This window comes from Acaryochloris marina MBIC11017 (genome assembly GCF_000018105.1).
Taxonomy (GTDB): domain Bacteria; phylum Cyanobacteriota; class Cyanobacteriia; order Thermosynechococcales; family Thermosynechococcaceae; genus Acaryochloris; species Acaryochloris marina.
Genome location: NC_009932.1, coordinates 93,441 through 118,608, shown reverse-complemented (window position 1 = coordinate 118,608; position 25,168 = coordinate 93,441). Strand labels below are relative to the sequence as shown.

Here is a 25,168-nt window from a genome sequence, read left to right as displayed (position 1 = left end):
ACACTTTGTTGATGCACGACCCAAATTTCTGCAGTCTTCGATTGTTACAGTGTTAGCCATTCTATTACCTGATCCAGATAGGTAGGTGAAGAATACTAAAAATTCTCAAATAGCCTCTTTGATACTGGCTAATTATGGAATTGATAAACTCTACCATCCTGAACTTACTCACCGGAGAGGCACTCAAGTAAAGAAAAAATAACTAAAGACATCTACTAACTTGTTTTTTCCTTCAAAAAAGGTATAATCGATTACAATATTTAGACAAAAGCTGATTCCCTTGGGGTAAAAAGGGAGTTTCAGCAGCTTTTGCTGCTGAAATTTATATAGCTGAATTCACATCCTTGCTTTTTAAAATGCTTAAGTTCATTTGCCCTCAATTTGTTAGACCTATCTTTATTTTAGCAGCGCCTCGATCCGGCTCAACTAATCTATTTGAGACGATAAGACGCATGCAAGAACCTATTTCGCTGGATCGTGAAAATACACCACTATGGCTAAGAGTATTTCCGCCAAAAAAATTGGTATCTCAGTCGGAATATATATCCGCCAAGGAATGTACTTCTGGAAATTTAATGAAGCTAAGAACATTCTTTGCTTTGAAGTTAGTGTATGACCGCCACACTTTTAGACCTAATATCCTCATTAATCACTTTATTCTTAGAAGACAAATCTATTCTTATCTAGAAAAGACAATTGCAAATTGTTTCCATTTGGAAGCCTTGAAACGCATGTTTCCTGATGCTTTCTATATCCATTTAGTCAGGGATGGTAGAGCAAATGTATCTTCCATGATTGAAGGGTGGGAAAAAATTGTGAATGTTAATGCTGACTTGCCTAGCAGTGATAGCAATAAGATCCAACATTGGTCATATCCGATGCCTCCAAATTGGCAATCTCAGGTTAAACACTCTATAGAGGAGATTTGTGCGTGGAGCTGGGTGGAGCATAATCGCGTGGTTTTGGAGGAATTTGAGAGAGAAAAGTCTTCAAACTACATGAGAATACGGTATGAAAACTTTATTGAAAATCCTAGAACCGTCCTAGAAGCTATCTCTAAAAATACGGGACTTACTATCTCCGCTGACTGTATCAACTATCTCAATTCCAATCCGCATAGCCGTACTACTATTTCACCTCCCCAAAAAGATAAATGGAGAAAAAAATATCCAAATAAAATCCGTCGGATTACTCCTTATATTGAACCAATGATGGAGCGATTAGGTTATGCCTGTAGCAGAGTCTAAAATGTATTTTGATAAACCTTAACTGGATTGAAGCCTTGATGTAAACTCAAGCTCACTTAGGTCTGATAATAGTTGGAATCCTTAGTGGTGCAGAAAACTTTGAGTAGGCTGAAAAGCTTAAATAACAGTTACCTTAGCGAATTCAATGCAAGTCTTCATAGCAGCTCGTTTCTTTAGGGAGGCATAAGCAGGAGGCGGATTTTGTCGGGGCAACATTGCTAACGGGGGTAGGGGTAATCTTAGGTAGCAAAGCTGATTGATCTGCCGCAAACCGATTTGCAGAAAGCTTAATCCCCTGTGAGTATGCCAATCAATGGTTTTGAGCGCATCTTGAGCGATCACCTGAAAGGCTACAGAGATCGCGATGAGAGTTGCAGCAGCGAGTAACATCAGTAAGCGTTCTAAGGCTGCAGTATCTCTGATGTGAGAGCGAGGTACCTCAAACGCTGCCGACTTATAATCCTTGAAATGGGGTTCAATCCCGCCAAAGCGTTGCCCATAAACGGCAAAGGTTTGCAATGACGGCGGCGTATCCGTAATCACCGCCCAAGCCTCCTGTGTTGTGGAGACTGAAGCTGTGGCCAAGTGACAGTGAATATCCTCAAGGATCATGACATCCCGAAAGAGTGACGCTTGCTCAACTTCAGGGAGTAGCTTGGATACTGGTTTACTGCGACCATTAGCTAAGGTAATCTGCAAATCAGATTTGGCTCGAATGGCCCAAGACCACTCAGATGAGCGGAGCCAGCGAATCAACTCACCGTGCTCAAAGCCTCGGTCTGCCAATAACGTGATGTGGCAACGAGGAGGTAACACCCCTTGAGTCATCGATAAAACACTGCAATAGTCTACAAAAGCAACCGTGGCACTACCATGTTCCATGACTTTTTGAGCTAACGGGAACGAACGTCCACCCCACGCTAAACAGACCTCTATCAAGCAATAGGTGTCCCAAAGCATGCTCGTATCTAGGGTTAATGTCATTGACATTCCTTCCCAAGCATGAAGAAATTGCTTGAGTAATGGTGCATAGAAAGTCTCTGAGAGGATTCTGGGATTATGAAGAAAATAGCTCAGGCGTTCCATCTGACTACGAGCTTGGCAGGACCGATGACTCAAGTACGACAGCCAATGGCTCATGCAGCCACTCTGGGCTTGTAGAATCGCGGCAATATTTTCAGAAAAGACCGTCAGGTGACGATGATCCTTGGGACTGATCCATTGGCTCAGTTGAGTTTGCAGTTGACGGTACAGCAGAGGAGTTGACATGTGCTTGAAGGAAAGTGAGGTAATTAAGCCTCACATTGTAGGTCTCACTCCATCCCTCTAATGGCTTAGTAATCCTTCCCTAGCATGGTGTTCACGACTTTTCTGCACCAATAAGGTTGGAATCTATTTTACAAAACATAGCTGCATTGTGGAGGTTGTATCCAAGATTTCATTGCACCTGTTAAAGAATGGTTTTTCGATCTCAACCCAGAAGCGAACCCTCAATCTCACAACAGATATTGACCTAAAAATTCCTAAATTCCTTGATATTAGTAAATAATGACCTTATCGTGGTATCAGCCCTGCTTGAGTAATCACATTCTCTCAATGCTTAGAACGACTGAAATATCCTAAGGAATTGCTCTCCGAATTCACGAGGATGACAGTGCTTATGTTGGTGATGTTTTTAAATTCTTGCAAGCTCTTGACTATGCGCTCAGATGAAGTCATCGCCGTCAATAAGCAAGGGTAGATTATCTCAGATGATTATCGTATTCTGCGCGGTGACTCCTGGTTCAACTATCTGATATTGGATGTCAACCCCATAGGCGATGTCGCGACAACCACAAGGCGGATCAACCCCCAAATTTGAACCGTATTATTTGGCGTACACTCCCTTTGCGTTAGCTCTTTTTCAGACCTCATACGATACCTTCAGAACAAAACGACAACCCGTGATCGAAATGACAACCAGTGATCGCTCGATTATTTGGACTGGGATTTTTGAGGTTGAGACTGAGTTTGAGCCGTTCTCTGAGTCGCTGATTTGCGCCGATAACTATCGGCTTGAATTTCGATAATCAAGCCATGATGAATTAAGCGATCAATGGCAGCCACCGCCATCATCGAATCAGTGAAAATGTCATCCCATTGGCTGAAGGGTTGATTCGCTGTAATCAACAAACTTTTTCGTTCATAGCGATGCGCAATTAATTCAAACAGAACGGACGTTTCCGCTTCCGACTTTTTGCAATAGCCCAAGTCATCCAAGATCAACAGATCATAGCGGTCCAGTTTTTTGAGCATTGGATGCAGCTGCAGTTGGAGCTTCGCCTGTTGCAGTTGCTGGACCAATGCGTTGGCTGCAAAGAACTTCACCCGCTTACCGAATTCCAGCATCTTTTTGGACACCCCAGTGGCCAGATGTGTTTTTCCAACACCCGAGGGCCCCAGAATAAGGCAATTCTCGGCGCGCTCCAACCAACCCGGATCTGCGGCTAATTGCATCAAGGGAGCTGGATTGAGCTGGGGACAATGGCTAAAGTCAAAGTTGGTAAAACTTTTTGCGTTTGGGAGCCTGGCTTCGGTGAGGGCACGTTTTAGACGAGCTTGTTCTCTTCGTTGGGCCTCCGTTTCGCACAAGGCTAGTAAGAATTCCGCATAAGACCAGTTTTCCTGCATGGCTTGGGATTCGATAGATTCCCAATGGGTCAACATGTGGGAGAGCCTGAGCTTTTTTAAATAGAGGCTCAGGTGCTGGTAGGGGCTCAGCGGGGACTGAGCAGGAGGGGAGGAGTTTGTCATAAAGTTCAAGTGAATGTTGTTCAATGCTGAGTTCAGGAACCTGCTTCATCTGAGGCGGCTCAAACTGTTTTTTCAGGCGATTGAGGGTAAGGCTGGATGAGCGAAGCTGCTGCTGTAAGTACACTGCTACGGCCTGTTCTTTATCTTGAACCGCAGCAATATACAGGGCTTCCACGATGATCTTGGCAGCCTGCTCCAGGTCAAATTGGGCTTTGAGCTGTTCCCAGATTTGGCGGTATTCAGGATTGGGAAGTAGGTCTGATTGCCAGGTGCAATAGATAAAAGCACGAGGCTTCAATCGCATTGAACCAATAACATGGCGATAGTTGATGCAACGGTCGCGACGTTTGCCTTTGCCACTGACGCGCTTCCTCGGCAATTCCACCACCGGGTGTCGCTCCAGATAGCCGACAATCCGGTCATGGTATAGATGCAGTTCCAATTGACGACCAATCAGTCGAGAAGGGACGGTGTATAGAATGCAGCGAACATCGATGGTGCTGCGTTTGCTGACTTTAGCCGTGAGCACTTCATAGTCAGGGGTTCGATATTTGGGCAGTGGTTGTAGATGGTCTTTCTCTTGCTCATACTTGGTTTGGCACTGCTGATTCAACTTGGCAACCTGTGCATCAATTAAGGCTTGATACTCAGCAACGCTCGTAAAATCTGCACTGCCGCGCAGATAGATCGCCTGCTTAATTCGGTTCTTCAGATGACCATGGGGAGATTCAATGGAGCCATTCTCATGGGCTACACCTTTGTTGTTACGAGTGGGTTCTAGCCGATAGTGGTCACACAGTTCGTCGTACAGACGAGTGAGGTTTTTGGACCGGCGGCCGCCCATGTTGCGATAGGCTGCACTCAAACTATCAGTACGATGCTGTGTAGGAACACCTCCACAGGCTGCAAAGGCATTTTGCAATCCTTCTGAGAGGGCGACAAAGCTTTCGCCTCCTTCGATGATCTGGGCATATCGCCAGCCGCTGTATCCCAGACGGTAATGGTAAATCAGGTGCTCAAAGGGTTTGCCGGCAATGGTAATCGTGATGCCCTTGAGTTCTGTAAAGTCGGAAAACCCTTGTACCCCGGGTTCATGACGCAATTCAAACATCACTTCAGGGCTTGGTCCATGTAAGGCTTTCCACGTTCTCACCCGACGTTGTAGGGTCCGCAGGACTTGGGGATACTGGCCTGGATACTTATCCTGCAGGTACTCATACAGGGTCATGGGTTTGAGGCGTGGGTCTCGACGCAGCATTGGTTCTAGCTCGTCTTCCCACACATCAGCTAAGGGGTCGGGAACGGTGCGTTGGTCCTGAAGGCGGCCGCGATTAGGTTGATGGGTGCCGGCCTCAATTCGTTGTCCGGTTCTTGTAGATATTTCGGCAATGTAAGCTGCATCAGCTTGTTTCAAGCCGAGGTCTCTTCCGTTCATATAAACACGAGTATGATAGGAATCAATTCTTTTGTTAGGCACTTGTACAGCCCTCTATTGATTAGGGATGTAAAAAGTGTCTTTTTTCTTGAGATTGAATTCTAGAAACGCGATCTCACACATCATTTCTAGGGAATTGAGATCTAGTTTTATCCTTCTCAGGGGATGCCTGGTTTCTTCATAGCTATAGCCGACGTGACATCGTCATTAATCCGTCAGCTCGATTGTCGTCTAATAATCTGAGGAATTGCCGCTCTGCTTCACGAATAAGCATCAAATCTGAGCATCACTTAAGCACTATCGGTTTCCGGGTAGTCTGTTCCTCATTCAGCTCTCTTCCGCAGGATTATCTATCTACAAGAAATCCATAGAAAATAAATCTGAAAATTCAGTCTAGGGCTGCCCTTACCAACAAGATTCACCTAATTCCTATGAACAAGTATCACAGATCCGATCGCAGCCAACTCCACCCCAAAAACACCCTAATCCCAATCCCGTAACCACCCTTGTTCTTTCGCCGCTTGGGCAAGGACCATCCGCATCCACTCAGACTGATTATCCACGTGCTCCACAATGGCATCCTTGAGCCGCTGATCCAGTCTGAACGTCACCTGAGCCGTTCGGGGTTCGTCCCCCTCTGGTTTAAAGCGCTGAGCCTTAAATAAAGGGGATAGGGGTTTCGTTTTATGTCCACTCATTGTCTCTATCCATACCCTGAAATGCATGGGATTTGAGCCAATGCTATCACACTAGGATCTGCTTATACCTCCCCTCAGACAAATAAATTATAGTGATTGAATTTCCCTCGCACTGCATAGGAAAATTAGATATATTATTGACATGGATGAGAGGGACTTCTCTACAACCCTCAATCCTCTGCACTAATCAGGTCCATAGCCCATCGGTGGGGGCAATCAATACCCACCCTCCAGACGATGCACTCGGGATATATCAGGAAGTCTAAACCTCTTCCAACTCGCTAACGGGGCTGTTCCTCAGCGAGAGAGGGCAGAGAACGCTGAGCGGATCTATCCAATGTTTCTAGTCGCTATACCAGGAGAAATTTATGGATAACTCACAGACCATCCTGGATTTACTCACACAGGTGCAAGAGAAAGGAACTTCTTTATGTGCTTCCGAGTTTCAACAAGAAAGCTGGACCGAGTACTGTGACGAGATTGACTATCCCAAGCAAACCGATTGGGACCGATGGAGGCAGGGATTCATTGTCCAACTCAGTGAGGGCTTTGAAAGCCTGATGACTCCAGGAAAAAGCTTGGGGCAATTCTCTAAGGTATGGATCCGAGAGATTGGCTTCGAGGGGTTCAGCCAAGTAGTCTGTGAGTGGGGTTTGCATTTATAGTAGGGGCCAATTTGAATCAGTCATTCGATTTGCAGCAGTTCAAGCCATGCCCTTTAAACTGCTACTAAGTCTTTGAACAAGGATCCAATCTAGATACCGGAAAGTGAAGGCGTTTGGTGGAGAGATATCAACCACCTTAGCTGAACGTAGAAGGTCACCTTGCTGTAATTGAGCTAAGACCTCTTGGCCCGCAATCACGTATCCAAAAACAGCGTAGCGGCCATCTAGAAGGTTTAATCCAGCAGGAGTCAAATCAGGCTCAAACAAGTGAAAGAAAAATTGAGACGAGCCACCGTTAGGGTCGCCCTGTGGATGTCCCATGGCGACAGTCCCATAGGCAGAAAAAGGAAGGACTGGTTCAGACAACGATAAACCTAGCTCTTCTAAAGTAGCCCCATAAACAGCTTCAGAGTCCCCTTTGACCATTACCTCCAAAGGAATAGAGCGATATTGCCCTGTATCAGGATCAATAAATCCCGCTTGGGGACCTTCTGGATTCCCCGTCTGTACCACATAAGCCTCATCTTCACGAGTAAACGTGAGGTCATCGTAGAACTCTCGCTGAACAAGATCTAGGAAATTACCAGCGGTGATTGGAGCGTTATAGCCATCCACCATGATAGTGATGGGTCCCTTGCTAGTGTCGAGGGCAACAACTGCTCGACCATTGAGCTGCGGTAGCGTTTGATAGTCCTCGGGTATGTTGACAGAATATTCTGGCACCATAGAAGCCGCTAACAAATCGATAGAGTTCCAAGCCTGTGTTCGTTTAGCTACGAATAGGTCTTTACTTTGCTCGTCAGACAATATTTTGAGATCGGCTAGTGCTGCGTTGATTTGATTCATGCGGACTAAAGCTTGAGGCCGATAGGGAGTGGGAATATCAGAAAGAAGGTCTGAAGCTTCTCGATTAAACGTTTTAATTGCTTTTGATATCTGATTTCCCACCTCAGACCATTGTTTGGGTTGCATCCGCGCTGTGGGATCATCTAGTTGAGGTGGCATCTCTTCTAGATATTGATGAATAGTATGAATAGCTTGGCTATCAACAGGCAAAGCAAGCCTCAATATACTCATGGGATTAGTGAACGCATCCCCTTGAGGCAGAGCAGCCCAGCCAATTCCTACATCATTGTTTAGCCAGCCCATCGACATGACACCCCAGGAAAAAATAATACCGACAACCAATAAGGTGAATCGATGGAAGATTGAATTCCAAAGTTGGCCCAAAAAATTTTTCATGGTGGATGGACCCAATTGTTGGACACAAAGGGTTAAATCAGTTATTTCAAGCCTGGGATTGACTGACTTATAAACTACTTCTTAATGTTCATGGCCTTGCCGCTATAGGGATGGAATCGCAGCATATTCCATCCCTATAGAGAACTTAGGAACGACGGACAGGGTAATAAGCCCCTGTGTTATAGCGGTCTTGACCTCCGACTAAAGCTGGATCTGGGTCAGTTACCGTAAAGTCACCCATGTGCTGCTGCAACAATTTCTTTTGAGGTTCAGTTAAACCATCAATATTTAATACTTCTTCTACACTGCTATAGGGTGCATTCTGAACCACTTTACCCGCAATAGTGGGATAAAGTCCCTTATATTGGCTAAAGGCAATGACATTCGTATTATTCAAGTCGATTTTTTGGCCATAGTCCGTTTCGAGTTTGGCATCTACGGGATTACGGTAAGCAGCAGCCAGGAGACCTGGTGAGTTGGATTGCCCTTGGATATCCAGAGCACTAACAGGTTGTAACCAACCCATCAAACTTAAACAACTTGCTACTACTAAGGTTAATAAAGCAAAGCGGCGGATGAATAGTCGCATATGAATAAATTCCTTCCTATTAATCAGATATAAACAAGAGAGCGAACGAAACTGAATAACTAAAAAGAACAGACACCAAGGAATATAAAAATTAAAACTATCCTTCTACAGAAATAGTCCAGTTAAAATTCATAAGGCTGTGGCAAAAAAAGGTTTTTACTGAAAGCGAATAGCCTATGGTGAAATATCCTTCTCAACAAGGATAATTACGAAAATATTCTATTGTCTAAGAGAATGCTGAATACAATTACAGCATCTCTAGGCGGTTGCTTAAGAGAAGTCTAATGATAACTATTATCTCACTGTTATAGAGAGGAATCTTCAATAACACTGATAGACAGCAAATACTATCATTAATCTATTGCTCACACAGACCTAAACGCTTGAAGAAATCATTTTCTTAGACTCCTACATAATCTAGCTATAGATGTTTAAGCTAGATGCTAGTAGAATCTTCAATCAAATGATTTAGCGATTTTAAGGATAGAAATGAGCACAGGCTAATCAGGTCTATCAATGTAGACCATGATTCATTTACTGAGCTTTAATCACGGTTGTACTTTAGTCTTTTTCTTTTAGAGTGAGTAAAAATGGAGTCTATAAACTTTCTATGAATATTACCAGAATTATAGTTGTTATATTTTAGTGATTAGTAAAAGTAAAAAATTATAAGAGTAATCACTCAATATTCTTTTACATATAGCAATCTGTAGATTCTCAATCTGACAAGTGTTTGAGGCTAATCCTCCTATTAGAGCCTTAATTTATCCATTTAAAATAATTTTATCAATCCTCTACATCACCACGAGAATACTTTTTAACCTTGGGCAAATAGAGTCTATAGGTATGATATGAAGCCAGCTCTTAGGACAAAGATAAAGCAAAACACACAAGAATTATCTCAGGCACCTATGTGTTAACTTAGGAGTCTTCCATCACCAATTGAGATGGTATGTAAACCTCAGAATATCTCAGTGAACACTCCCCTAAAGCTCATCAGCGACTCTAGGGGAGTGGATCTGTTTAACAGGAATTTGATCATTCATACGATAGAGTCATGAACTGACTCTCTATCAAGTTATCCATTAACTTTGAGGAAACTGTGGGGATATGTATGGTTCAAATCAGGGGGGATTTTCCGCTCAATTTGGCTGACTTGAATGACAGGTCAGAATCTTCTCTTGGCTTACAACTGTTCTGTTAGAAGATTTCAAAAAGTACCAACCAAGTTCTGCTTAGTACTAGTCAAACTCCTAAATACTCAATTGATACTATGCAGCTAACTACCCCACCCCACCATGATCACCCTCACCGGGAGGACCGCAGACTACATCCTCCAACTTCGCCACCAAGTTTTACGGCTAGGATTACCTATCACTGAGGTCATTTTCCCAGAAGACCACGACCAAGGCCAGAACCGGGAACAGACAACCCGGCATTATGGGGCATTCTAGCAACGAAGATTCTTACATGGTGGAAGGTTCAACGGGAACCTCCTGCAGAGCCACCAGCATTTCACGGGCTGTGACGAACCGCTGCCCTGGATCATAGTGAATCGCTCGTTCGAGGATATCAGCTAGCACAGGGTTGATCTCTGGTACATATTGACGCCAACTCACTTCCCCATAAAAGTGAAATTCCTGTTCGAACTGGTTAAAAGAATTCCCTATCATTAGGATGATCATGGTTAAACCAAGACTATAGTAGTCGCTAAAAGGCCCCGTTCTACTGCCCTTGGATTGCTCGGGAGACCTGTAGCTAAACGGGACAATACGGGGGCCAGGTTCATCATGAAGGTTCAAGAGGCTGGTGATTTCTTTAAAAACTCCAAAATCAGTCAGTACAACCTTACTGTCTCCTTTTCGCCAGATGATATTGCTTGGCTTCAGATTCAAATGCAGGATGCGTTGACTGTGGAGGGAGTCCAATGCAAGCAAGGTCTGACATAAAATTTCTATGATTATGCCTGGTTCTACAGGATATTCCCATTTAGCTAATGATTGGCCTTCAATCCATTCACGAACCCAATAGAATTGTCCTTCTTTTTCGAAGCAGGTATATAACTTAGAGATTTGGTCATTTTCGCTACTAACCTCCACAAGGCTTACCGCTTCTTGGTTCAATCTCTCTTGAACTAATTTGATTTGTTTAGGAGTCCTCTGATTAACCGTAGGATTCAAGACAAACGGTTTCGTTTGTTTGACCACACAGAGCTGTTTAGAGGGGTGATGCAAATCCTCCGCTAAATAAGTGATTCCACCGTTTTGCTCACCAAGTTGCTTGATGATTCGATACTGATTCTGAATAAGCATCACAGCTTTATTTTGAAGACACTCTTACCAATCAAGTCTTGACCCAGTCACCCAATAACACCAGATGATGACGCACCACTCGAAATGAACAAGATGGCATTTTTAGAGGTGGGGGCGATCAACTAACATTCAAGCTTACCCAATATCAAACGAATGGATCATATTCCGGGATATTTCGCATTGGGCTTGAAATAACTTAAAACTTATCTTCAAGAGGTTCAGTGACCTAGTCAGAGTAGCTAGGCAATATGAATTCTATCGAGAAAATGAAAGATAAGGCTTAATCGTGAGTTGCGATCTCATTTCCGAATACCAGCCCTAATCCCGAACCTCGAAAATTTTACTCAGTGCAGCGTCAAGCTAAAAAATTAGGGTAGACAATCTTCAGAAGGCTTTCATAATAAGACTTACCAGAGATTCTCACCCTAAAATTCAGTCTTGACGATGTATTAGGCAACATAAATCCCCTGCAGAATCTGAGATTTTAGAGCTTCAAAATCATTCAACGGTATTTCATCAGAAGGATTGCAGAGCTTCCTAAGCAGCATTTCAAGCATGGGATTATCGCTGTTTGGGGTATCGTGGCCCTCCTAAAACAACGATTCTGAACTATCCTTACGAATTTTGAATTATCCATCTAGCATCCAGGTCTTATTAATCGGAGTTGGATCAATTAGTCTCGTCTTCATCTAAGTGTTTTTGCATCTCAAAGACCTCGATCAGCTCTTTGTTCAGAAAGTAGTTGAGAAAGGTACGAATGATGGCGATAGCACCCAGTTTCCCTAACGCCTCAAACGTTGGGGCTACGGTTGTGGCTAAGACATCTGCCCCCAATTGAAACTCAAGGGCTAACGCCAACCATCGGCCAAAGGTTAACCTCAATCGCCCCAGGGGGAATTGAATACTATTGCGACGGCGGCGCAGAGCAACTGAGAGCTTGATGCTCACGAGCAGGCCCAACACAATGCAAAAAGCCGCTACTGTTTCCAGTACCACTTCTAAAAAAGATACGATGATTTCCAAGTTGCCTTGCAAATGGTGGACGACTTCCATCAATCTTCAACCTTGGCCAGCACAACACCCTGCCAAAGAGACTACCTTGTTGTGTACCTTGTTTGAGCTATTCATGCTGGAGGATTGACAACTCAAAGGCTTAAGTATTCCACGAACATTTTCTACCTCATCTATTTGGAAACCTGCTAACAGTAATACCTGCCTGCAATTGCATGTGCAAAAGATGCCTAGCTCAAACCCAGAGAAATCACCGTTAAGGATGGTGTTGGCGAGATTGAGAGAGCCGAAGAGTCGATCCAGGTTTATAGTTTTTGCTGACCTGGTTCAGTCTCCAGATATAGGTAATACAAAATCCACAGGGAATCTAAAAACTTGAGTGAATTAATAGGTACGATATCGGGAATTGGTTTTGGAGTGCGATCGCAAACCCCAATACCAATAACTCACACTCAAAACGGCACATCACCAGAGATATAGCTTTGATATTACAAAGACCACATTTGCCAAGGGTTCAAAATCCTGGTGAGAGACAACCCTCTCACTCTTGGGCCTTACCCTAGAATATGGTAGTCATCACCCTTAAATTGCGGATTACCCTCATCATCTAAACAGGGGAGCACCTGCTCAAAAAGACCTCTCAAAAATATATCGTTAGCCTTGCCTTCCTCGTCATCGACTAAAAGGGCTAGCTTATCCCACTGGGGGTATTTATGAAGGGGATGGGTTACTGGCTTCCTGTTATAACTACCGTCCCAAGCAAACTGCTCATCCCAAGGGATTAAATCAGGATACTCGCTTTTGTCGTATGTATCGGTGTAAGTCTCCAGATAATTCTTAGAGATGTACTCGAAAGAGTTTTGGTACTCTAACGTTTTTTTCTCGGGGATCGGGTGAGCAAGCTTCAAATGGTCTACATCAGGCAGAAAAATTTTGTAAGTGGGAAATTCTTCTTTAAATGCAGTCTCGATACTGTCTAAATCAGATTGTACGTTTAGGACCCAGAACTTCTTAATTTCGTTAAGGGCTTTTTCTGCATGGTCGGGGTCAGTGAGAGGGTCGAGCGTTGTTCGATAATGTATGTTTAGTAATGGCATTGATTTGACCTGTAAGTTTGCAAGATTTACTTTATTCGTCGAAAAACAGAAAGTTAGAGATTGGATGCATTAATAGGTGCAATGTCGGGAGTTGGTATTGGAGTTTGCGATTTCATTGCCACAGTACGAACCCCAATACTCAAAACGGCACGTCATCAATCGTTAGCTCAGGAATTGGAGTACCACCGTCCTCACACTCAAATTCCCGGCATTGCTCAGATGGGTTACCCGTGCCACAATCGAAGGGCACAACCGCGCAGCAATCGTAATACTTGCCAATATATTTGCACCGGGAGCAGCAACGAAAGGGACGGAAAAGCGTTTGCTCAATTTCATCTGTTTCGTCTGGTGGATCATGATCAGGGTCAAGACTCCAAACGATATGATTGTCTCGAATAGTGGGCCAGATCTTCCCCTCGTTGTAAAACCGCTGTGTGTCAATGTGAACTGTTGCAATCCTTGCTGGATGCTCCCACAGCCGAGCATCGGAGCAAATCTGGATAGCCCCCTGCAAAGCATCTATGGGGCTAGTCTCCGTACCCAAATCACTCAGCCTTGCAATTAGGGCAGTTCTAGCTTGCTGTTCTTTTTCCCTTACTGTTGTAGCTTTAGTCTGTAATGGCCTGACCCGCTTTACTAGAGCCATGTCCAGCGCTCCCACTCGTTGAGCGATTTCAGCTACATCTTTGGTGACGATAGCAAGCTTTTCATCAAACGAGGTATCCAGAATGGCATGAGTATGCACCTGCGGATCGTCAGCTCTGGCCCCTCGTCTGGCTTCAGAATTGCCAGTTACACTGTTGGGCTTTTTATCTTCCAGGGGACAACCTTCGCGAGGTTTCAACAACCAGCACCCAACCACAGAAAAAGATATCGTAAATGGAATCGTAAGTGCCCAAAAGGACCAAGAAAGGTTTTCTCTTTCTTTTTTAGGTAAAGCGATGAGTCCTACCAGGGTTGAGATGGCGATGACAATAAAACATGCAATCGCTAAACTCTCCCACTCCCAACCCGGAGATTCATCATGGTTTTGAGTATTTGTCATAGCTGCCACCCATAAAATCGGTGGACAATGCCCACCCGGATAGCCTTAGATAGCTGAGACTCAGGTGGTATCAGCGGATTGAACTCACTCAACCAGGACGCAACCCGGTCTAGGATCTGGTCTGGTGGGAATTCCTTGCATGGATCTGGGTGCTGGCCGTAGTCGGTCTGGTGGTCTATCCAGGCTTGCTCGAAGTGGCCAAAATAGGGGTTAGTCGTCATGCTGGTGACCTCGTTATAATTTAGGGAAAGGATTGGTAACGACCTCTTGGACTGGAAGAGCTAAGGGGTCGTTTTATTTGGTTAGGTGTGAAGTCTGGAGGTTGGTATTGGAGATGGGTATTGGAGTTGCGATGGTCTGCGACCAACCGTATGTCATCACATCTAGGCAATACAGAATCTGCCTGGAAAATGAAATGCTAGGGTGCCTTCAACCCTGATCAAGTGGCTTGGTCGCTGAGGGAATGGGAGTACCTCACTTCAGTATCAAAATCCAGGCACTAATCCCTAAGACCCAACCAATGGAGCCTGCGAGGATCAGTAAGGGGGTAATCAGGATCAGAAGAACAATCAGACGGCCTTTCATTAGATAACCTCCATAATGTAGTTTTCCGTCAGCATTCGGGCGATGGTTTCAAGTTCTTGTTCTGGTTGGTCTAGAGTTACTTTCATAGCTGAGTCCCTATAGTTAGGTAATACAAAATCCACAAAGAAAATGAAAAGTTAGAGCATTGGTATTGAGTAGATAGGTGGGGAATCAGATAGGTAATACAAAATCCACAAAGAAAATGAAAAGTTAGAGCATTGGTATTGAGTAGATAGGTGGGGAATCAGATAGGTAACACAAAATCCATAGAGATTTTGAAAAGTTGAAAGACTGAGTGAATTAGTAGGTGTGATGTCAGGGATTGGTATTGGAGTTTGCGATGCCCGAAGGGCGGTCTTCGACCATCGCAACAACCACAATCCCCAACATCACCCCCGAAATCACTTCCCCGAAACCTGCTCAATGGGCGAAGACACAGCCGCATTCTGCCCAGCTAAGTGATTGAGGAAGACCCCAACGGGAAGACCAATGAGAATGCCGATGCCAATAAACGCGATTTTGAACCATGTCCCTTCTCGTTTAATTTCCCTCTCTGTCCGCTTAATGCGCTGGAGCTTTTCAAGCTGACTGATTTCCTTGTCTTTGAGCTTTAAATCAACAATGCGCTGTTTGATAGCCTTCTCGTTTTCCGCAAGCAGGCCATCCATCCGGGCCGTTAGTTGCTGCTGGACAACAATGGCGTAGGGTTCTGTACTCCAGTGAGTTCTCCCTGCTTTTTTTCAGCTCCTTTGCCCTCCAAGCTAGCGGTCATCCGCGCCATAAATTCAGCTTTGAATTCCTCGGAGAGGAGTTCCTTAGCTAAGCCCTGCCGATACTTGGTCATAAATAGAGTCTTCAGCCGTTCCTGTTCCTCATAGGCCAGATCTGCAAACCCTTTGATTTGAGAGATCGTGGTCGCAATGGCAGCGTTCGCCTGCTCATCAATGAATCTATCCATCTGGACTGATTCAGGATCAGCCTCGGCCTCAACGACTGGGTGCGTATCCTCGACCACGGGCTGAGGGGGAATGATGGCCTCAGCGGGAGAGACACAATCATTCACCAGTTGGCAAATCTCCTCAAACCGCTCCCGGTAGTCAATCAAACTCCCCCCGGCATCAATAATGCACTGGTGAATCTCGTCAAATTGGGTGCCTGTTATGCCAACGTTATGAGCGATATTCCGCGTATAGCCCTCAATATAGTCTCGGCCTTTCTCCTCATGGCTAACTTTCATTGCCAATAGGGTTTCGGCCTGCTCATCTGTGAATTCGGTCTGGTCTGTCCAGCCGCAAGCCTCCAACATCGGCTCTAGATGTTCCTTGGAGGTCTTCAGGATTTCGAGGATGTCACCAATGTTATGCATGTCGTTGTCCTTCTTTAAATAGCGTTAATGGGAACATAGGCAGATTGCATCGTCAGCAGCAAATCAGAATAAATTGTTCAGTGGATCGCCGCTTTGTTCTGGGGGAGATGCTGAATAAACGGATTCCTGGGCAGCAGACGGTGGTTGTTCCTGGGTCACTTCAGAGGTAACTGCTGGGGGCACTTTTTCAGTTACCTCTGGGGTCACTTCAGGAGTAACTCCCCCACCCCCGATCATGTCCAAGGCTTCTTGGTGAAAGCCTTTAATGGTGAGTTTGCCGCTATTGATATGACCTTGAACCTCTTTCTCTGGCAAGTCAGCCAAGGTTGATCCAAGTGGCCCCACAACGGACCACATCGCTTGAATCATCACCCGCTCCAAGTTGTCGCCAAAGTAGCCTCGCAAGGCTTCTAACCTCCGACCATTGAGGGATTGGTCTGGGTACTGGAGCTGAATCTTCATTGTCCGTCTACCCATGGGTTGCACCCTCCATCAGCAAGAATGAATCGGTGAACCGGGGTTTGATTTCCTTGTTCTTGGGTTCTTGCATATCGGGATAGGCGGCAATCATCGACTTCAAAGAGTCAGCAAAAAAGGCTAGACGACCCCCAAAGATTGCTTTTAGCTCTGGCAACCAGACTCGCATCGAGCCACCCGTCACATAGATTTTGGACACGGTGTTGACCTTGGGTTCTAGCATGAGTTGTTGCAGGATGCGTCGCCAAGTCCGTTTCTTGGCCTGCTCAAAGTTCATGCGAGCTTTCTCTAGGCTGTCTTCACCCACGAGCCGCTTGAGTCCCCCCTTGCCCACGGCTTCTAAGTGTAAGAACTCAGCTAAAAGCAATTCATCATTGATGTAGCAGGGAAACTCATTAATCAGGGCAATCATGCCCATACCCGTAATGGTCTGACAGGCATGAGCTTGAATCACTTGATTCCTCACGGGCACGATGGAGATGTCTTTATGACCAAACATCAGCACCAGGGCATCAGGGACGGTGACCCGTTGAGCAACCCCCGCCCCTTCTGGATAAACCCGCACTCGATTAATCCGCAAGCTGGGTTTAACGCCATTGAGTCTGACTTCATAGAGGGCTTTCGTCAGGTTGGCTTCGAGTTGCTTAAATGTTTTCCTTTCGCCCACGGGCAGCAACACCCGCAGATCCAAACTGCCCTCAGTGAAGTCTTCTTGTTCAATAATCTTGCCGAGCATTCCTAAGACCCGGATGGATGCGGTGTTAGATTTGGCTGCTCTGACACGAGTTTCATGGAGGGCGTATCGGGCTGATTCACCCACGGTCCACGCTTTACCTCTGACTTCAATGGTGCAACTATCTGGGGTTAAGTCCCGGTGCTTTTCCTCGTCAACGGCATTGGCTTGAGTAATCCAGCCTTTGCGAGGAGTGTCCCGCTGGAATCCGCCCACGAATCCCTCGGCATCGTTCGGTGGCCCTTTATCAATCGTGTAGCAACCCTTGCCCAAACTTGAGCCCATGTCAGCGGCAACGGTCAAGGTGTAAACCATTTTTTTGTCCTCTGAGACCTACCCAAGAAACGTAGGCAGAATGACCTCTGAGGTGCAAACCAAAAACCCGGTTTTTTTACGGTTTTCTACAGTCAGTTACAGTCGAATACAGTTGATTACAGTCGAGCTGCTCGCCAACGGCCAAATCCCACGCTGCGCACGGGTTCAAGAGGTTGCTGAAGGACGTCTGAGGGGGAGTCCCACCTGGATACACCTATTCGCCACTACTTGGGGCTGCATAATTTTGCAGTGGGATTTTTTACTTCAGTTTTTTGTAGCACGTTTGCAGTATTTTGACTACAAAACTGTCACACGTTTGAAACTTTTACACTACAGAGTTGTAGTGCATCTGAAACTTTTGTACTACAAGATTTTTCTGTTGACTTTGGTGGAATCTATCCCAAACACTCTAGAAAAATCTTGCTGAATATCCAAAGGGGATCGCTTCCTTCGTAATCCAGCAGTCTAGCTCAACAGTCAGCCAGAATGGAGGTGGAGCCAGAGCCAAGTAATAATTCAAAGCCTTAAGTTTTGCGTTTAGTAGCTAGAGAACGTCAGTTAGCTCAACGTTATTTGTTTTCCCATTTGGAAAAACAGTCCCCGTTTTTCCTTCCTGAAAGCGGGCTAGTGCTTTGGCATAAATCTCATCAGATAATGGGATGTAACCTACATTAGCTACGAGTTGCCTGTTTTTAGGATTCAGATAGAACTCGATAAAAGACTTCACTTCAGGGCGATCTATAGCAACCTTGCTGACATAAATAAACATCGGTCGTGCTAGTGGGGAATAGGTCCCTTTCGAAATAGTTTCATCGCTAGGAGCGATACATCCGTCACCGTCGTCGATTTGTACCGCTTTGAGAGAATCTTTATTTTCCTCATAGTAGACATAGCCCAAATAGCCCATCGCATTCTTATCACCAGAAACACCCCGAACAATGGTGTTGTTGTCTTCACTGGTGGCGAAATCGCCTCGGCTGCCTTCCTCACCTGTGATCGCTTCGTTGAAATAATCAAACGTACCTGAGTCAGTACCTGGACCGTACAGGGTTAGAGGAACATCTGGATAATTAGGATTGACCTGATTCCACTTACTGATATTGCCTTGAGCACTCTTTGACCAGGCAGTTTTCAACTCATTTGTAGTCATACAGTCAGCCCAATCATTGTCTTTATGAACAACGACAGACAACACATCATAGGCAACCGGGAGTTCAATGTACTCAATGTTGTTCTTAGCGCATAGAGCAATTTCTCTTTGCTTAATTGGGCGAGATGCATCACTAATTTCAGTTTCACCAGAGCAGAATTTCTTGAAACCCCCACCAGTTCCAGAAATACCCACTGTAATCTTGACATCCTTATTAACAGACTGAAATTCTTCAGCTATTACTTCGGAAATGGGAAAAACACTGCTAGAACCATCGATAGCTATAGAGCCTTTTAAGTTGATTGAGGTAGTTGATAAGTCAGATGAGACAGTTGGGATCGGATCTGGATCACGAGAGATGGTGGACAATCCATATAAGCTCAATGGCACCACAATCAATCCAAATAAGCCCACACTAATCAAAGTTTTACGGGTAGAACGAGGCGTTTGTGAGACTAAGTTTTTTGTCGAGAGTATGGCAGCTTTTTCTTCTCGCTGGTCTGCTTCTTGCTTAAGTTTTTTCTCGTGTTGTTTTTGTTGGGCTTGACGTTGAACTTCTGCTTGCTGTTTGATTCTTTCTTGTCGTTTTGCTTCGGCTTGCTTGAGAATGGGCTGTTCTATCTGATCCACTTCAGCATCAGCTAACCCCAAGGATTGCTGAAATTGTTTGAGACCGTCTCGCACATGGGCCTCCAAAGGATAGGCAGATTGCACAGCATTACTAAACTCTGCCTCATACCGCTGCAGTTGCTCAGCCTCTGCTTGGGCCTTAGCCCCGTCTAAATCTGCTAGAACTTCGTCAGCACTTTGGTAGCGGTCTTCGACTTCTAATTGAAGAAGCTTATCTAGAACGGTTCCTAATTCAGAGCAGATGGGCTGTTGCAAATGTTTTCGCCATTCCGCTAACCAACCATAACCCTGCTTCCGCCATAAACTCCAAGGGTTAATCCCCGTCATCAAATGAAAGCAGCTTGCCCCCAAGCTGTATAAGTCACTATTAGGTTGGGCAATGCCAGATTCCATCTGTTCTGGGGCAGCATAGCCCAAAGAACCCACCATTGTCCCGGCCATCGACACAATAGACTTGGAGAGTTGTTTGGATACCCCAAAATCAATCAGAATCAGCCTGCCATCATTCTCTCGGCGCATGATGTTCTCAGGCTTGATATCTCGGTGAATCACTTTGCGACTGTGAATCGCCGAAAACACAGGTAGTAGATCCTTCAATAAGGCAAGGATCTTTTGATCGTCGAAACATCCTTGCTCTTTTAATTCCTTGAGAAGGTCTTGACCTTTTACATACTGCTGGACAAGGTATAAATAACCTCCTTCCTCAAAATAAGCAAATAAGGAGGGGATTTGAGGGTTTTCCCACAACTGCTGTAACTGTTCTGCTTCCCGCATAAACAGCTCAACCACTAACTTATTGGCATGGGAGCCTTGCGCTTGATATACAAGCTGTTTGACCACACATTTTTCGTTTAACTTATCTGCATCTTCTGCTAAGTAGGTTTTCCCAAATCCTCCACGACCCAGCGGCTTGATGATTTTGAATCGATGGCGAAGTAATGGTATTAGCTCCGTGCCACAAGACTGACAAAACTTGGACGAGTCTTGATTCAGGGGCTTCTCACAATCTGGGTTGAGACAACAAACCATCGATTTTCAGCCAAAGAAATTTCCATTATCGACCAGCATAACCCTAAGCCAATATCTTCTTGGATGGGCTGATAGCTCTCGTCAAAAAGACGAACTACTCAATCTGGCTAGTCGTTGATTGTATGTCTTCCAAGCATTTGGCCCTCACATAACAATCTGCCTATCCTCTACTCGGAACCTCCATTTCTGGGAATAGGGTAATGCTAGACATCACCACCATCAACTCCAACATCAAAGACGGTGCCCGCTACTACACCAAAGAGGAAAGCTACTACAGCCAGGATGAAGAAGTTCAAGAAATGACGGAATCAGAATGGTTCGGCAGCATGGCACCCAATGAACCTTATTCCGCTGAACGCTTCACAAAGATGTTCTACGGTGATCTCCCCAACGGCCAACGCATGAGGGGCGAAGTCAATGGTAAAGGCAAAGAACGCTTAGCCTATGACCTCACATTCACCGTTCCTGGAAAGTCTTTGAGTATGGCAATCCATGGACCCAACGGAGACAAGCGCCTTTGGGAGGCTCATGTGGAAGCCGTCAAAGAAGTGATGGTGATTGTTGAGAACCGATATGCCGGGGCACGAGTCCAGGCCAATGGAAAGCGCCAAGCCATCAAAACGGGTAACATCGCTGCCACTCTGGTTAATCACCATGAATCCAGGGCAGGTGACCCCCATGTCCATACCCATGTTGTGCTGTTTAATGGCACTCTCTGTCCAGACGGAGAGTATCGGGCCTTATGGTACGAACCCCTCCGCAATAGTGGCGTCCTCGGTGACCTCTACCACCAGAAACTAGCCCTTAAAGTCCAAGCATTGGGCTATGAAATCCGGGAGACGGCCACGGGGTTTGATTTAGCAGGTGTAACGGATGAGCAGATTGAAGTATTTAGTAAGCGCTCTACGGAAATCGAAGACTATCTCAAAGAGAAGGGCTGGAGCAATACTCCAGCGAACAGACAGAAAGCCGTCTTTGAAACCCGAATCGCTAAGAACATCACGGAAAGTCTAGAACAGAAGCAGGAGCGATGGGGCCATGAGATGGAAGCAGTTGGCTTCACGGGTCTCACTCCCGCCAACCACCCGATCACCCCAAAAAGCACTGAAACACCCAGAGAATTACTTGACGCTGCTATCGGCCATCTAGCAGAACGCCAGTCCAGCTTTAGCCTTGAAGACATTCAGCGCTTCGTCTTTTCTCACCTCCGCAGCTTTGATGAAAAGCCCCTAAACCAGGAGATTGATCACCACCCAGATCTACTTACTGCCTGGGATGGTCGATACACCACCCAGACCGCAGTGGATCGAGATATCCGCATCATCAACCACTGGCTCAAGGGCAATAATAGCGTTACTCCCCTCAATCCTATCGCTGACTTCAGCCATACCATCCTCAATAGTGGTCAGTCTGAAGCGATGAAGCGATTGCTCAGCTCACCAGATCAGTACCAAATCCTTAAAGGACTCGCAGGTACGGGCAAGACCACAGCATTAGGAATTGCACGACAGCAGCTCCCCCCTGAAACCGTCATCAAAGTCTTTGCGGCCACCCACAATGCCAAGAACGAGATTGCTGAATCCTTTGACCTGGAAGGCGCAACTATCGCTCAACTGGCCGTCAGTGAACCCACGACGGAATCCAACCAACTCTGGATACTCGATGAATCAGGCATGGTTGGCTCTGATGACTTTGAGATGGTCATGAATAAAGCAACCAAAGTGGGCGCTCGGGTCTGGGCTGTTGGAGATACTGGACAGAATGGAGCCATCGCCGCAGGCGCACCCGTCCGAATGCTCATGCATAGCGGGGCCACTGTCCATAAGCTCAGTGAAATCATCAGACAACAAAACAAGGAACAGAAAACGGCAGTAAAGCTCATCGCTGAAGGACATGGCATTGAAGCGCTCAATGTCCTCGAAAAACAGGGGCATATCCATGAGGTCGAAGATGCTGACACTAAAATCTCAGCGGCAGTCAAGCAGTACATTTCATTACCCCAAAGCCGACGAGATAAAACCTTAGTGGTGATCGGGACCAATGCCGAGAGAGAAGCCTTCACGGATCAACTCAGAGTTCGACTGATCGAAGAAGGGAAGCTGACCAACAACACTGAATTCACACAGCTCAAGAATCGCAATCTCACGAAGGTCCAGAAGAAACGAGCGGAGAACTACCGCAAAGGCGATTTACTCGTCCTCCATCGTAAGCACCGCACCTATACCCAACTGCAAACCCATGTCCCTTACAAAGTCTTGGCAGTTGAAGGTCAACATCTACGAGTTACGTCACCAGGGGGCAGGCAATTCAAGATTAATCCCGCTCAACATGAAAGAACTGAAGTCTTCACTGCAAAGCAAAATCATATTGCCGTAGGAGATAAGCTCAGATTCACTTCAACGAATAAAAAGGAAGGGATCTATACCCATGCCTATTTAGAGTGCATCCGTATTCAAGAGGGGATTGCTACGGTTCAAGGCAACAAAGGCCAAGTGCATCAGCTCGATCTCAGTAAGCCCCAGCAAATTGACCATGATTGGGCCACGACGACCTACCGGGCACAAGGCGGGACCAATTCCGAGACGATCTACATTGCCAGTCTCAATCCCACTTCTGCTAGGGAGTCTTTCTATGTCGGTATTTCGCGCCATCGGACCAAACATATCTCTGTATTTACAGAATCTCTAGAAGACTTGAAAGAGTGGGTCGCCACCTCCAACGCCCAAGAGAATGCGATTGAGACCCTATTCGACCCCCATGAAGGTTGGACCCCTGACTATACGGGAGTGGAGAAACCTTGGCAGCTTGACATGGACACCTGGGCCGAGATGAAGAGCAGTGGCATTCATCCCAGCTTGTTAACCCCAGAGCATCTGAGAAGTGAGGCAGGGAGTTCTGAACCATCAATCCGAGACAACGTTTTGCTAGAGGCGTTACTCGGAGCTGAGTTTACCAAACCGAAATATGGGGCAGGCCAAGAAGTCACCCACGAGATGAAGCGAAAGCTCAATGGCACTCACAAGGTTAATGGCAAATGGGTCGATGATCCTGAACGCGCCTATACCCGTATTGCTGAGGGAGGGGGATGGATTGGCTATGGGGGGACTGATTTACTCTCCGTCATCGAGGGGAACCCACAACCGTCTTCCTATTGCCAGGTAAAGCCGAAGACGCCCCGAATCTTTGATGGTGAGGAAGTGAAATACGAGACACCCAAAGGCGTTGACCAGCAGGTATTCTTGCCCCATATCCCGGATGAAATTACAGAGCTGATCTATCAGCGTAATGCCATCAGTCCGACTCCAGAGGAGCGGGCCAAGGGGGTTTGGTATGTGGCCGATCAGTACAACCTACCCATTGTGTTGACGGAAGGACTCAAAAAAACCTGGGCATCCCTCAGTCAGGGACATCTAACGGTAGGATTACCGGGGGTCACCGCTTTGTATCGAGCCAAAGATGATTTCGACCATCGCCTACCCCAGCGAGAGTTATCGGAATATGGCAAAGCATTAGCTAAGCCGGGACGAAAAATCACCTTTGCGTTTGACCAGGACACTAAGCTATCGGCCATCTTCAATGTGCGTCGTGATTTGGTCCGCACCATTGAACTGCTACAAGCTGAGGGGGTCGTCTGCAAACTGGCACCGTGGAATCCGAAGTTAGGCAAGGGGTTGGATGATGTGATCGCTAAGGTGGGACCACGCTATTACAATGCCGCCATTGCTAATGCAATTTCCCCAGATGCTGAAGTCAAGCGTCATTACAAAGGCCAGTACAACTCTATTGCCAAGCGGGTCCAGAAACGCTTAGGTGAGATGCCCAAGGAGCGGGTTGACCTGGAGGTTTACGCCTACTGTAAGGAACATACGGAACTCAATGATGCTTATCGGTTCATCTCAGAGTCAGATCATATGCGGGCGGCCACCCCAGAACAGAAACGGCTGTATTTATTGGCGATTCACAAAGTCTCACCCATCTATGAGGAGCTAATGGACTCAGATAAGCCGATTAACTTCAATCAGCGGATGCCTGAGATGGTGCAGAATCGGGTCAAGTTGCAGATTGTCAAAGAAAAGCCCACGCCATTACAGAGTGAGCAAATCAATTTTGATATTGGGCAGTCGTATTAAAATTTGAGGTGAGCAATCTCGTAGGTGTATGCCCAGGAAAAATGCCTGCCTCTTTTCTGGACAGGCAATTGTAAGCAGTAGTTCTATTGTACTACTAGAGTCTAAATTGGGGAATGAACTATCAATACTCTTAAGTTGCTGTTATCAACACATAAATGAGCCACGATCACTCGCAGGAGGACAGGAAAATGGCAAAAGTCTACACTGGCAAAGTGGTCATCCCAGCGAATCAAATGAATGAATATCTGGAAGCCATGCAAGCCGCAGAAGAAGCCAGAGCACCTTTTAGAAAGTCCCTTGAACAGCTCAATCGAGACTTTGCTGGCTTCCTCTCTCAAAAGTACTCTAAGAAAACCGTTAGAAAACACACCAACATTGTCGAGCTGTTCATTCACTTCATTTGTGGCTATACCGATGTCGAAGCCATAGACGAAATCACTAAAGGCATGGTCAATAGCCATTTCAGGAAGTGGTACAAACGTAAGGTCTGGGATTCTTCAACCGAAAGTGATTTACGAGTAGCACTCAAGAAGTTTTTCCAATTCCTAGCCACTGAAAAGGGAATTACCAATGAAAAAGTGTTAGCTGCATTGAAATAAATCATGAGCTTGCTGCACTT

At 45.8% G+C, this 25,168-nt stretch carries 19 protein-coding genes and 2 pseudogenes; 5 read left to right on the top strand and 16 right to left on the bottom strand.

Annotation, left to right across the window (positions count from 1 at the left end):
* The first annotated feature begins 356 nt into the window (after positions 1–356).
* Positions 357–1,247, top strand: a complete 891-nt coding sequence (locus tag AM1_RS36665) for a sulfotransferase family protein (RefSeq protein ID WP_041661515.1) — start codon at positions 357–359, stop codon at positions 1,245–1,247.
* Positions 1,248–1,364: 117 nt separating this feature from the next.
* On the opposite strand, the gene AM1_RS36660 is transcribed toward AM1_RS36665, so the two are convergent.
* The 4 genes and pseudogenes from AM1_RS36660 to AM1_RS36645 all read right to left on the bottom strand — a co-directional run bounded on the left by AM1_RS36660 (position 1,365) and on the right by AM1_RS36645 (position 6,173).
* Positions 1,365–2,516 (bottom strand): IS4-like element ISAcma44 family transposase, encoded by a 1,152-nt coding sequence (locus tag AM1_RS36660; RefSeq protein WP_012168367.1) that lies wholly within the window; start codon positions 2,514–2,516, stop codon positions 1,365–1,367.
* A 705-nt stretch (positions 2,517–3,221) separates the two neighbouring features.
* A complete protein-coding gene (gene istB, locus AM1_RS36655) occupies positions 3,222–4,040 on the bottom strand; it encodes an IS21-like element ISAcma26 family helper ATPase IstB (RefSeq protein WP_012168214.1) in 819 nt (272 codons plus the stop codon).
* A gap of 430 nt (positions 4,041–4,470) precedes the next feature.
* Positions 4,471–5,475, bottom strand: a pseudogene (gene istA / locus AM1_RS43810) (IS21-like element ISAcma26 family transposase); the annotation flags it as partial.
* Between the two features lie 482 nt (positions 5,476–5,957).
* Complete coding sequence (locus tag AM1_RS36645) at positions 5,958–6,173, bottom strand: hypothetical protein (protein ID WP_012168363.1); 216 nt, start codon at positions 6,171–6,173, stop codon at positions 5,958–5,960.
* A gap of 404 nt (positions 6,174–6,577) precedes the next feature.
* On the opposite strand from AM1_RS36645, the pseudogene AM1_RS36640 reads away from it, so the two are divergent.
* A pseudogene (locus tag AM1_RS36640) lies at positions 6,578–6,819 on the top strand (hypothetical protein); the annotation flags it as partial.
* 58 nt (positions 6,820–6,877) lie between these two features.
* On the opposite strand, the gene AM1_RS36635 reads toward AM1_RS36640, so the two are convergent.
* Together AM1_RS36635 and psbU are read right to left on the bottom strand one after the other, a co-directional pair.
* Positions 6,878–8,080 carry a peptidylprolyl isomerase gene (locus AM1_RS36635; RefSeq protein WP_041661514.1) on the bottom strand — a complete coding sequence of 401 codons (1,203 nt, stop codon included), beginning with the start codon at positions 8,078–8,080 and terminating at the stop codon, positions 6,878–6,880.
* Positions 8,081–8,225: 145 nt separating this feature from the next.
* The gene (gene psbU, locus AM1_RS36630; RefSeq protein ID WP_012168360.1) at positions 8,226–8,669 is read right to left on the bottom strand and encodes a photosystem II complex extrinsic protein PsbU; all 444 of its coding nucleotides are present in this window, start codon (positions 8,667–8,669) and stop codon (positions 8,226–8,228) included.
* 1,298 nt (positions 8,670–9,967) lie between these two features.
* Here psbU and AM1_RS42770 point away from each other — a divergent pair.
* The gene (locus AM1_RS42770; protein ID WP_012168358.1) at positions 9,968–10,123 is read left to right on the top strand and encodes a hypothetical protein; all 156 of its coding nucleotides are present in this window, start codon (positions 9,968–9,970) and stop codon (positions 10,121–10,123) included.
* A 12-nt stretch (positions 10,124–10,135) separates the two neighbouring features.
* Here the strand turns inward: AM1_RS42770 and AM1_RS36625 are convergent, their stop codons facing one another.
* The 10 genes from AM1_RS36625 to AM1_RS43805 all read right to left on the bottom strand — a co-directional run bounded on the left by AM1_RS36625 (position 10,136) and on the right by AM1_RS43805 (position 20,419).
* On the bottom strand, positions 10,136–10,981 hold the full coding sequence (locus tag AM1_RS36625; RefSeq protein WP_012168357.1) for a serine/threonine protein kinase: 846 nt from the start codon (positions 10,979–10,981) through the stop codon (positions 10,136–10,138).
* A 669-nt stretch (positions 10,982–11,650) separates the two neighbouring features.
* Positions 11,651–12,034 carry a DUF1622 domain-containing protein gene (locus tag AM1_RS36620; protein ID WP_012168356.1) on the bottom strand — a complete coding sequence of 128 codons (384 nt, stop codon included), beginning with the start codon at positions 12,032–12,034 and terminating at the stop codon, positions 11,651–11,653.
* A 512-nt stretch (positions 12,035–12,546) separates the two neighbouring features.
* Positions 12,547–13,089, bottom strand: a complete 543-nt coding sequence (locus AM1_RS36615; RefSeq protein ID WP_012168353.1) for a hypothetical protein — start codon at positions 13,087–13,089, stop codon at positions 12,547–12,549.
* 139 nt (positions 13,090–13,228) lie between these two features.
* Positions 13,229–14,134, bottom strand: coding sequence for a hypothetical protein (locus AM1_RS36610; protein ID WP_012168352.1), 906 nt, complete (start codon positions 14,132–14,134; stop codon positions 13,229–13,231).
* A complete protein-coding gene (locus AM1_RS36605) occupies positions 14,131–14,355 on the bottom strand; it encodes a hypothetical protein (protein ID WP_012168351.1) in 225 nt (74 codons plus the stop codon). Before AM1_RS36605 ends, AM1_RS36610 begins: the two co-directional genes overlap by 4 nt.
* Before the next feature lie 765 nt (positions 14,356–15,120).
* Positions 15,121–15,387 (bottom strand): hypothetical protein, encoded by a 267-nt coding sequence (locus tag AM1_RS36600; protein WP_012168349.1) that lies wholly within the window; start codon positions 15,385–15,387, stop codon positions 15,121–15,123.
* Between the two features lie 8 nt (positions 15,388–15,395).
* A complete protein-coding gene (locus tag AM1_RS36595) occupies positions 15,396–16,085 on the bottom strand; it encodes a hypothetical protein (protein WP_012168348.1) in 690 nt (229 codons plus the stop codon).
* 63 nt (positions 16,086–16,148) lie between these two features.
* Positions 16,149–16,562: a hypothetical protein gene (locus tag AM1_RS36590; RefSeq protein ID WP_148216129.1), complete on the bottom strand. Its 414-nt coding sequence runs from the start codon at positions 16,560–16,562 to the stop codon at positions 16,149–16,151.
* The gene (locus AM1_RS36585) at positions 16,555–17,610 is read right to left on the bottom strand and encodes a ParM/StbA family protein (protein WP_012168346.1); all 1,056 of its coding nucleotides are present in this window, start codon (positions 17,608–17,610) and stop codon (positions 16,555–16,557) included. Before AM1_RS36585 ends, AM1_RS36590 begins: the two co-directional genes overlap by 8 nt.
* A 544-nt stretch (positions 17,611–18,154) precedes the next feature.
* Positions 18,155–20,419, bottom strand: coding sequence for a phosphate ABC transporter substrate-binding protein PstS family protein (locus tag AM1_RS43805; protein ID WP_012168344.1), 2,265 nt, complete (start codon positions 20,417–20,419; stop codon positions 18,155–18,157).
* A gap of 200 nt (positions 20,420–20,619) precedes the next feature.
* On the opposite strand from AM1_RS43805, the gene mobF reads away from it, so the two are divergent.
* Together mobF and AM1_RS36560 are read left to right on the top strand one after the other, a co-directional pair.
* Positions 20,620–24,549, top strand: coding sequence for a MobF family relaxase (gene mobF / locus AM1_RS36565; protein WP_012168343.1), 3,930 nt, complete (start codon positions 20,620–20,622; stop codon positions 24,547–24,549).
* A 188-nt stretch (positions 24,550–24,737) separates the two neighbouring features.
* On the top strand, positions 24,738–25,148 hold the full coding sequence (locus AM1_RS36560; RefSeq protein ID WP_012168342.1) for a site-specific integrase: 411 nt from the start codon (positions 24,738–24,740) through the stop codon (positions 25,146–25,148).
* Positions 25,149–25,168: the final 20 nt, after the last annotated feature.

Coding starts and splice junctions, on each gene's coding strand:
- AM1_RS36590 (WP_148216129.1), bottom strand. CDS start 16,562: ATGGGTAGACGGACAATGAAGATTCAGCTCCAGTACCCAGACCAATCC.
- AM1_RS36620 (WP_012168356.1), bottom strand. CDS start 12,034: ATGGAAGTCGTCCACCATTTGCAAGGCAACTTGGAAATCATCGTATCT.
- mobF (WP_012168343.1), top strand. CDS start 20,620: ATGCTAGACATCACCACCATCAACTCCAACATCAAAGACGGTGCCCGC.
- AM1_RS36665 (WP_041661515.1), top strand. CDS start 357: ATGCTTAAGTTCATTTGCCCTCAATTTGTTAGACCTATCTTTATTTTA.
- AM1_RS36605 (WP_012168351.1), bottom strand. CDS start 14,355: ATGACGACTAACCCCTATTTTGGCCACTTCGAGCAAGCCTGGATAGAC.
- psbU (WP_012168360.1), bottom strand. CDS start 8,669: ATGCGACTATTCATCCGCCGCTTTGCTTTATTAACCTTAGTAGTAGCA.
- AM1_RS36595 (WP_012168348.1), bottom strand. CDS start 16,085: ATGCATAACATTGGTGACATCCTCGAAATCCTGAAGACCTCCAAGGAA.
- AM1_RS36625 (WP_012168357.1), bottom strand. CDS start 10,981: ATGCTTATTCAGAATCAGTATCGAATCATCAAGCAACTTGGTGAGCAA.
- AM1_RS36615 (WP_012168353.1), bottom strand. CDS start 13,089: ATGCCATTACTAAACATACATTATCGAACAACGCTCGACCCTCTCACT.
- AM1_RS36645 (WP_012168363.1), bottom strand. CDS start 6,173: ATGAGTGGACATAAAACGAAACCCCTATCCCCTTTATTTAAGGCTCAG.
- AM1_RS43805 (WP_012168344.1), bottom strand. CDS start 20,419: ATGGTTTGTTGTCTCAACCCAGATTGTGAGAAGCCCCTGAATCAAGAC.
- AM1_RS36560 (WP_012168342.1), top strand. CDS start 24,738: ATGGCAAAAGTCTACACTGGCAAAGTGGTCATCCCAGCGAATCAAATG.
- AM1_RS36635 (WP_041661514.1), bottom strand. CDS start 8,080: ATGAAAAATTTTTTGGGCCAACTTTGGAATTCAATCTTCCATCGATTC.
- AM1_RS36585 (WP_012168346.1), bottom strand. CDS start 17,610: ATGGTTTACACCTTGACCGTTGCCGCTGACATGGGCTCAAGTTTGGGC.
- AM1_RS42770 (WP_012168358.1), top strand. CDS start 9,968: ATGATCACCCTCACCGGGAGGACCGCAGACTACATCCTCCAACTTCGC.
- AM1_RS36600 (WP_012168349.1), bottom strand. CDS start 15,387: ATGGATGGCCTGCTTGCGGAAAACGAGAAGGCTATCAAACAGCGCATT.
- AM1_RS36610 (WP_012168352.1), bottom strand. CDS start 14,134: ATGACAAATACTCAAAACCATGATGAATCTCCGGGTTGGGAGTGGGAG.
- istB (WP_012168214.1), bottom strand. CDS start 4,040: ATGACAAACTCCTCCCCTCCTGCTCAGTCCCCGCTGAGCCCCTACCAG.
- AM1_RS36660 (WP_012168367.1), bottom strand. CDS start 2,516: ATGTCAACTCCTCTGCTGTACCGTCAACTGCAAACTCAACTGAGCCAA.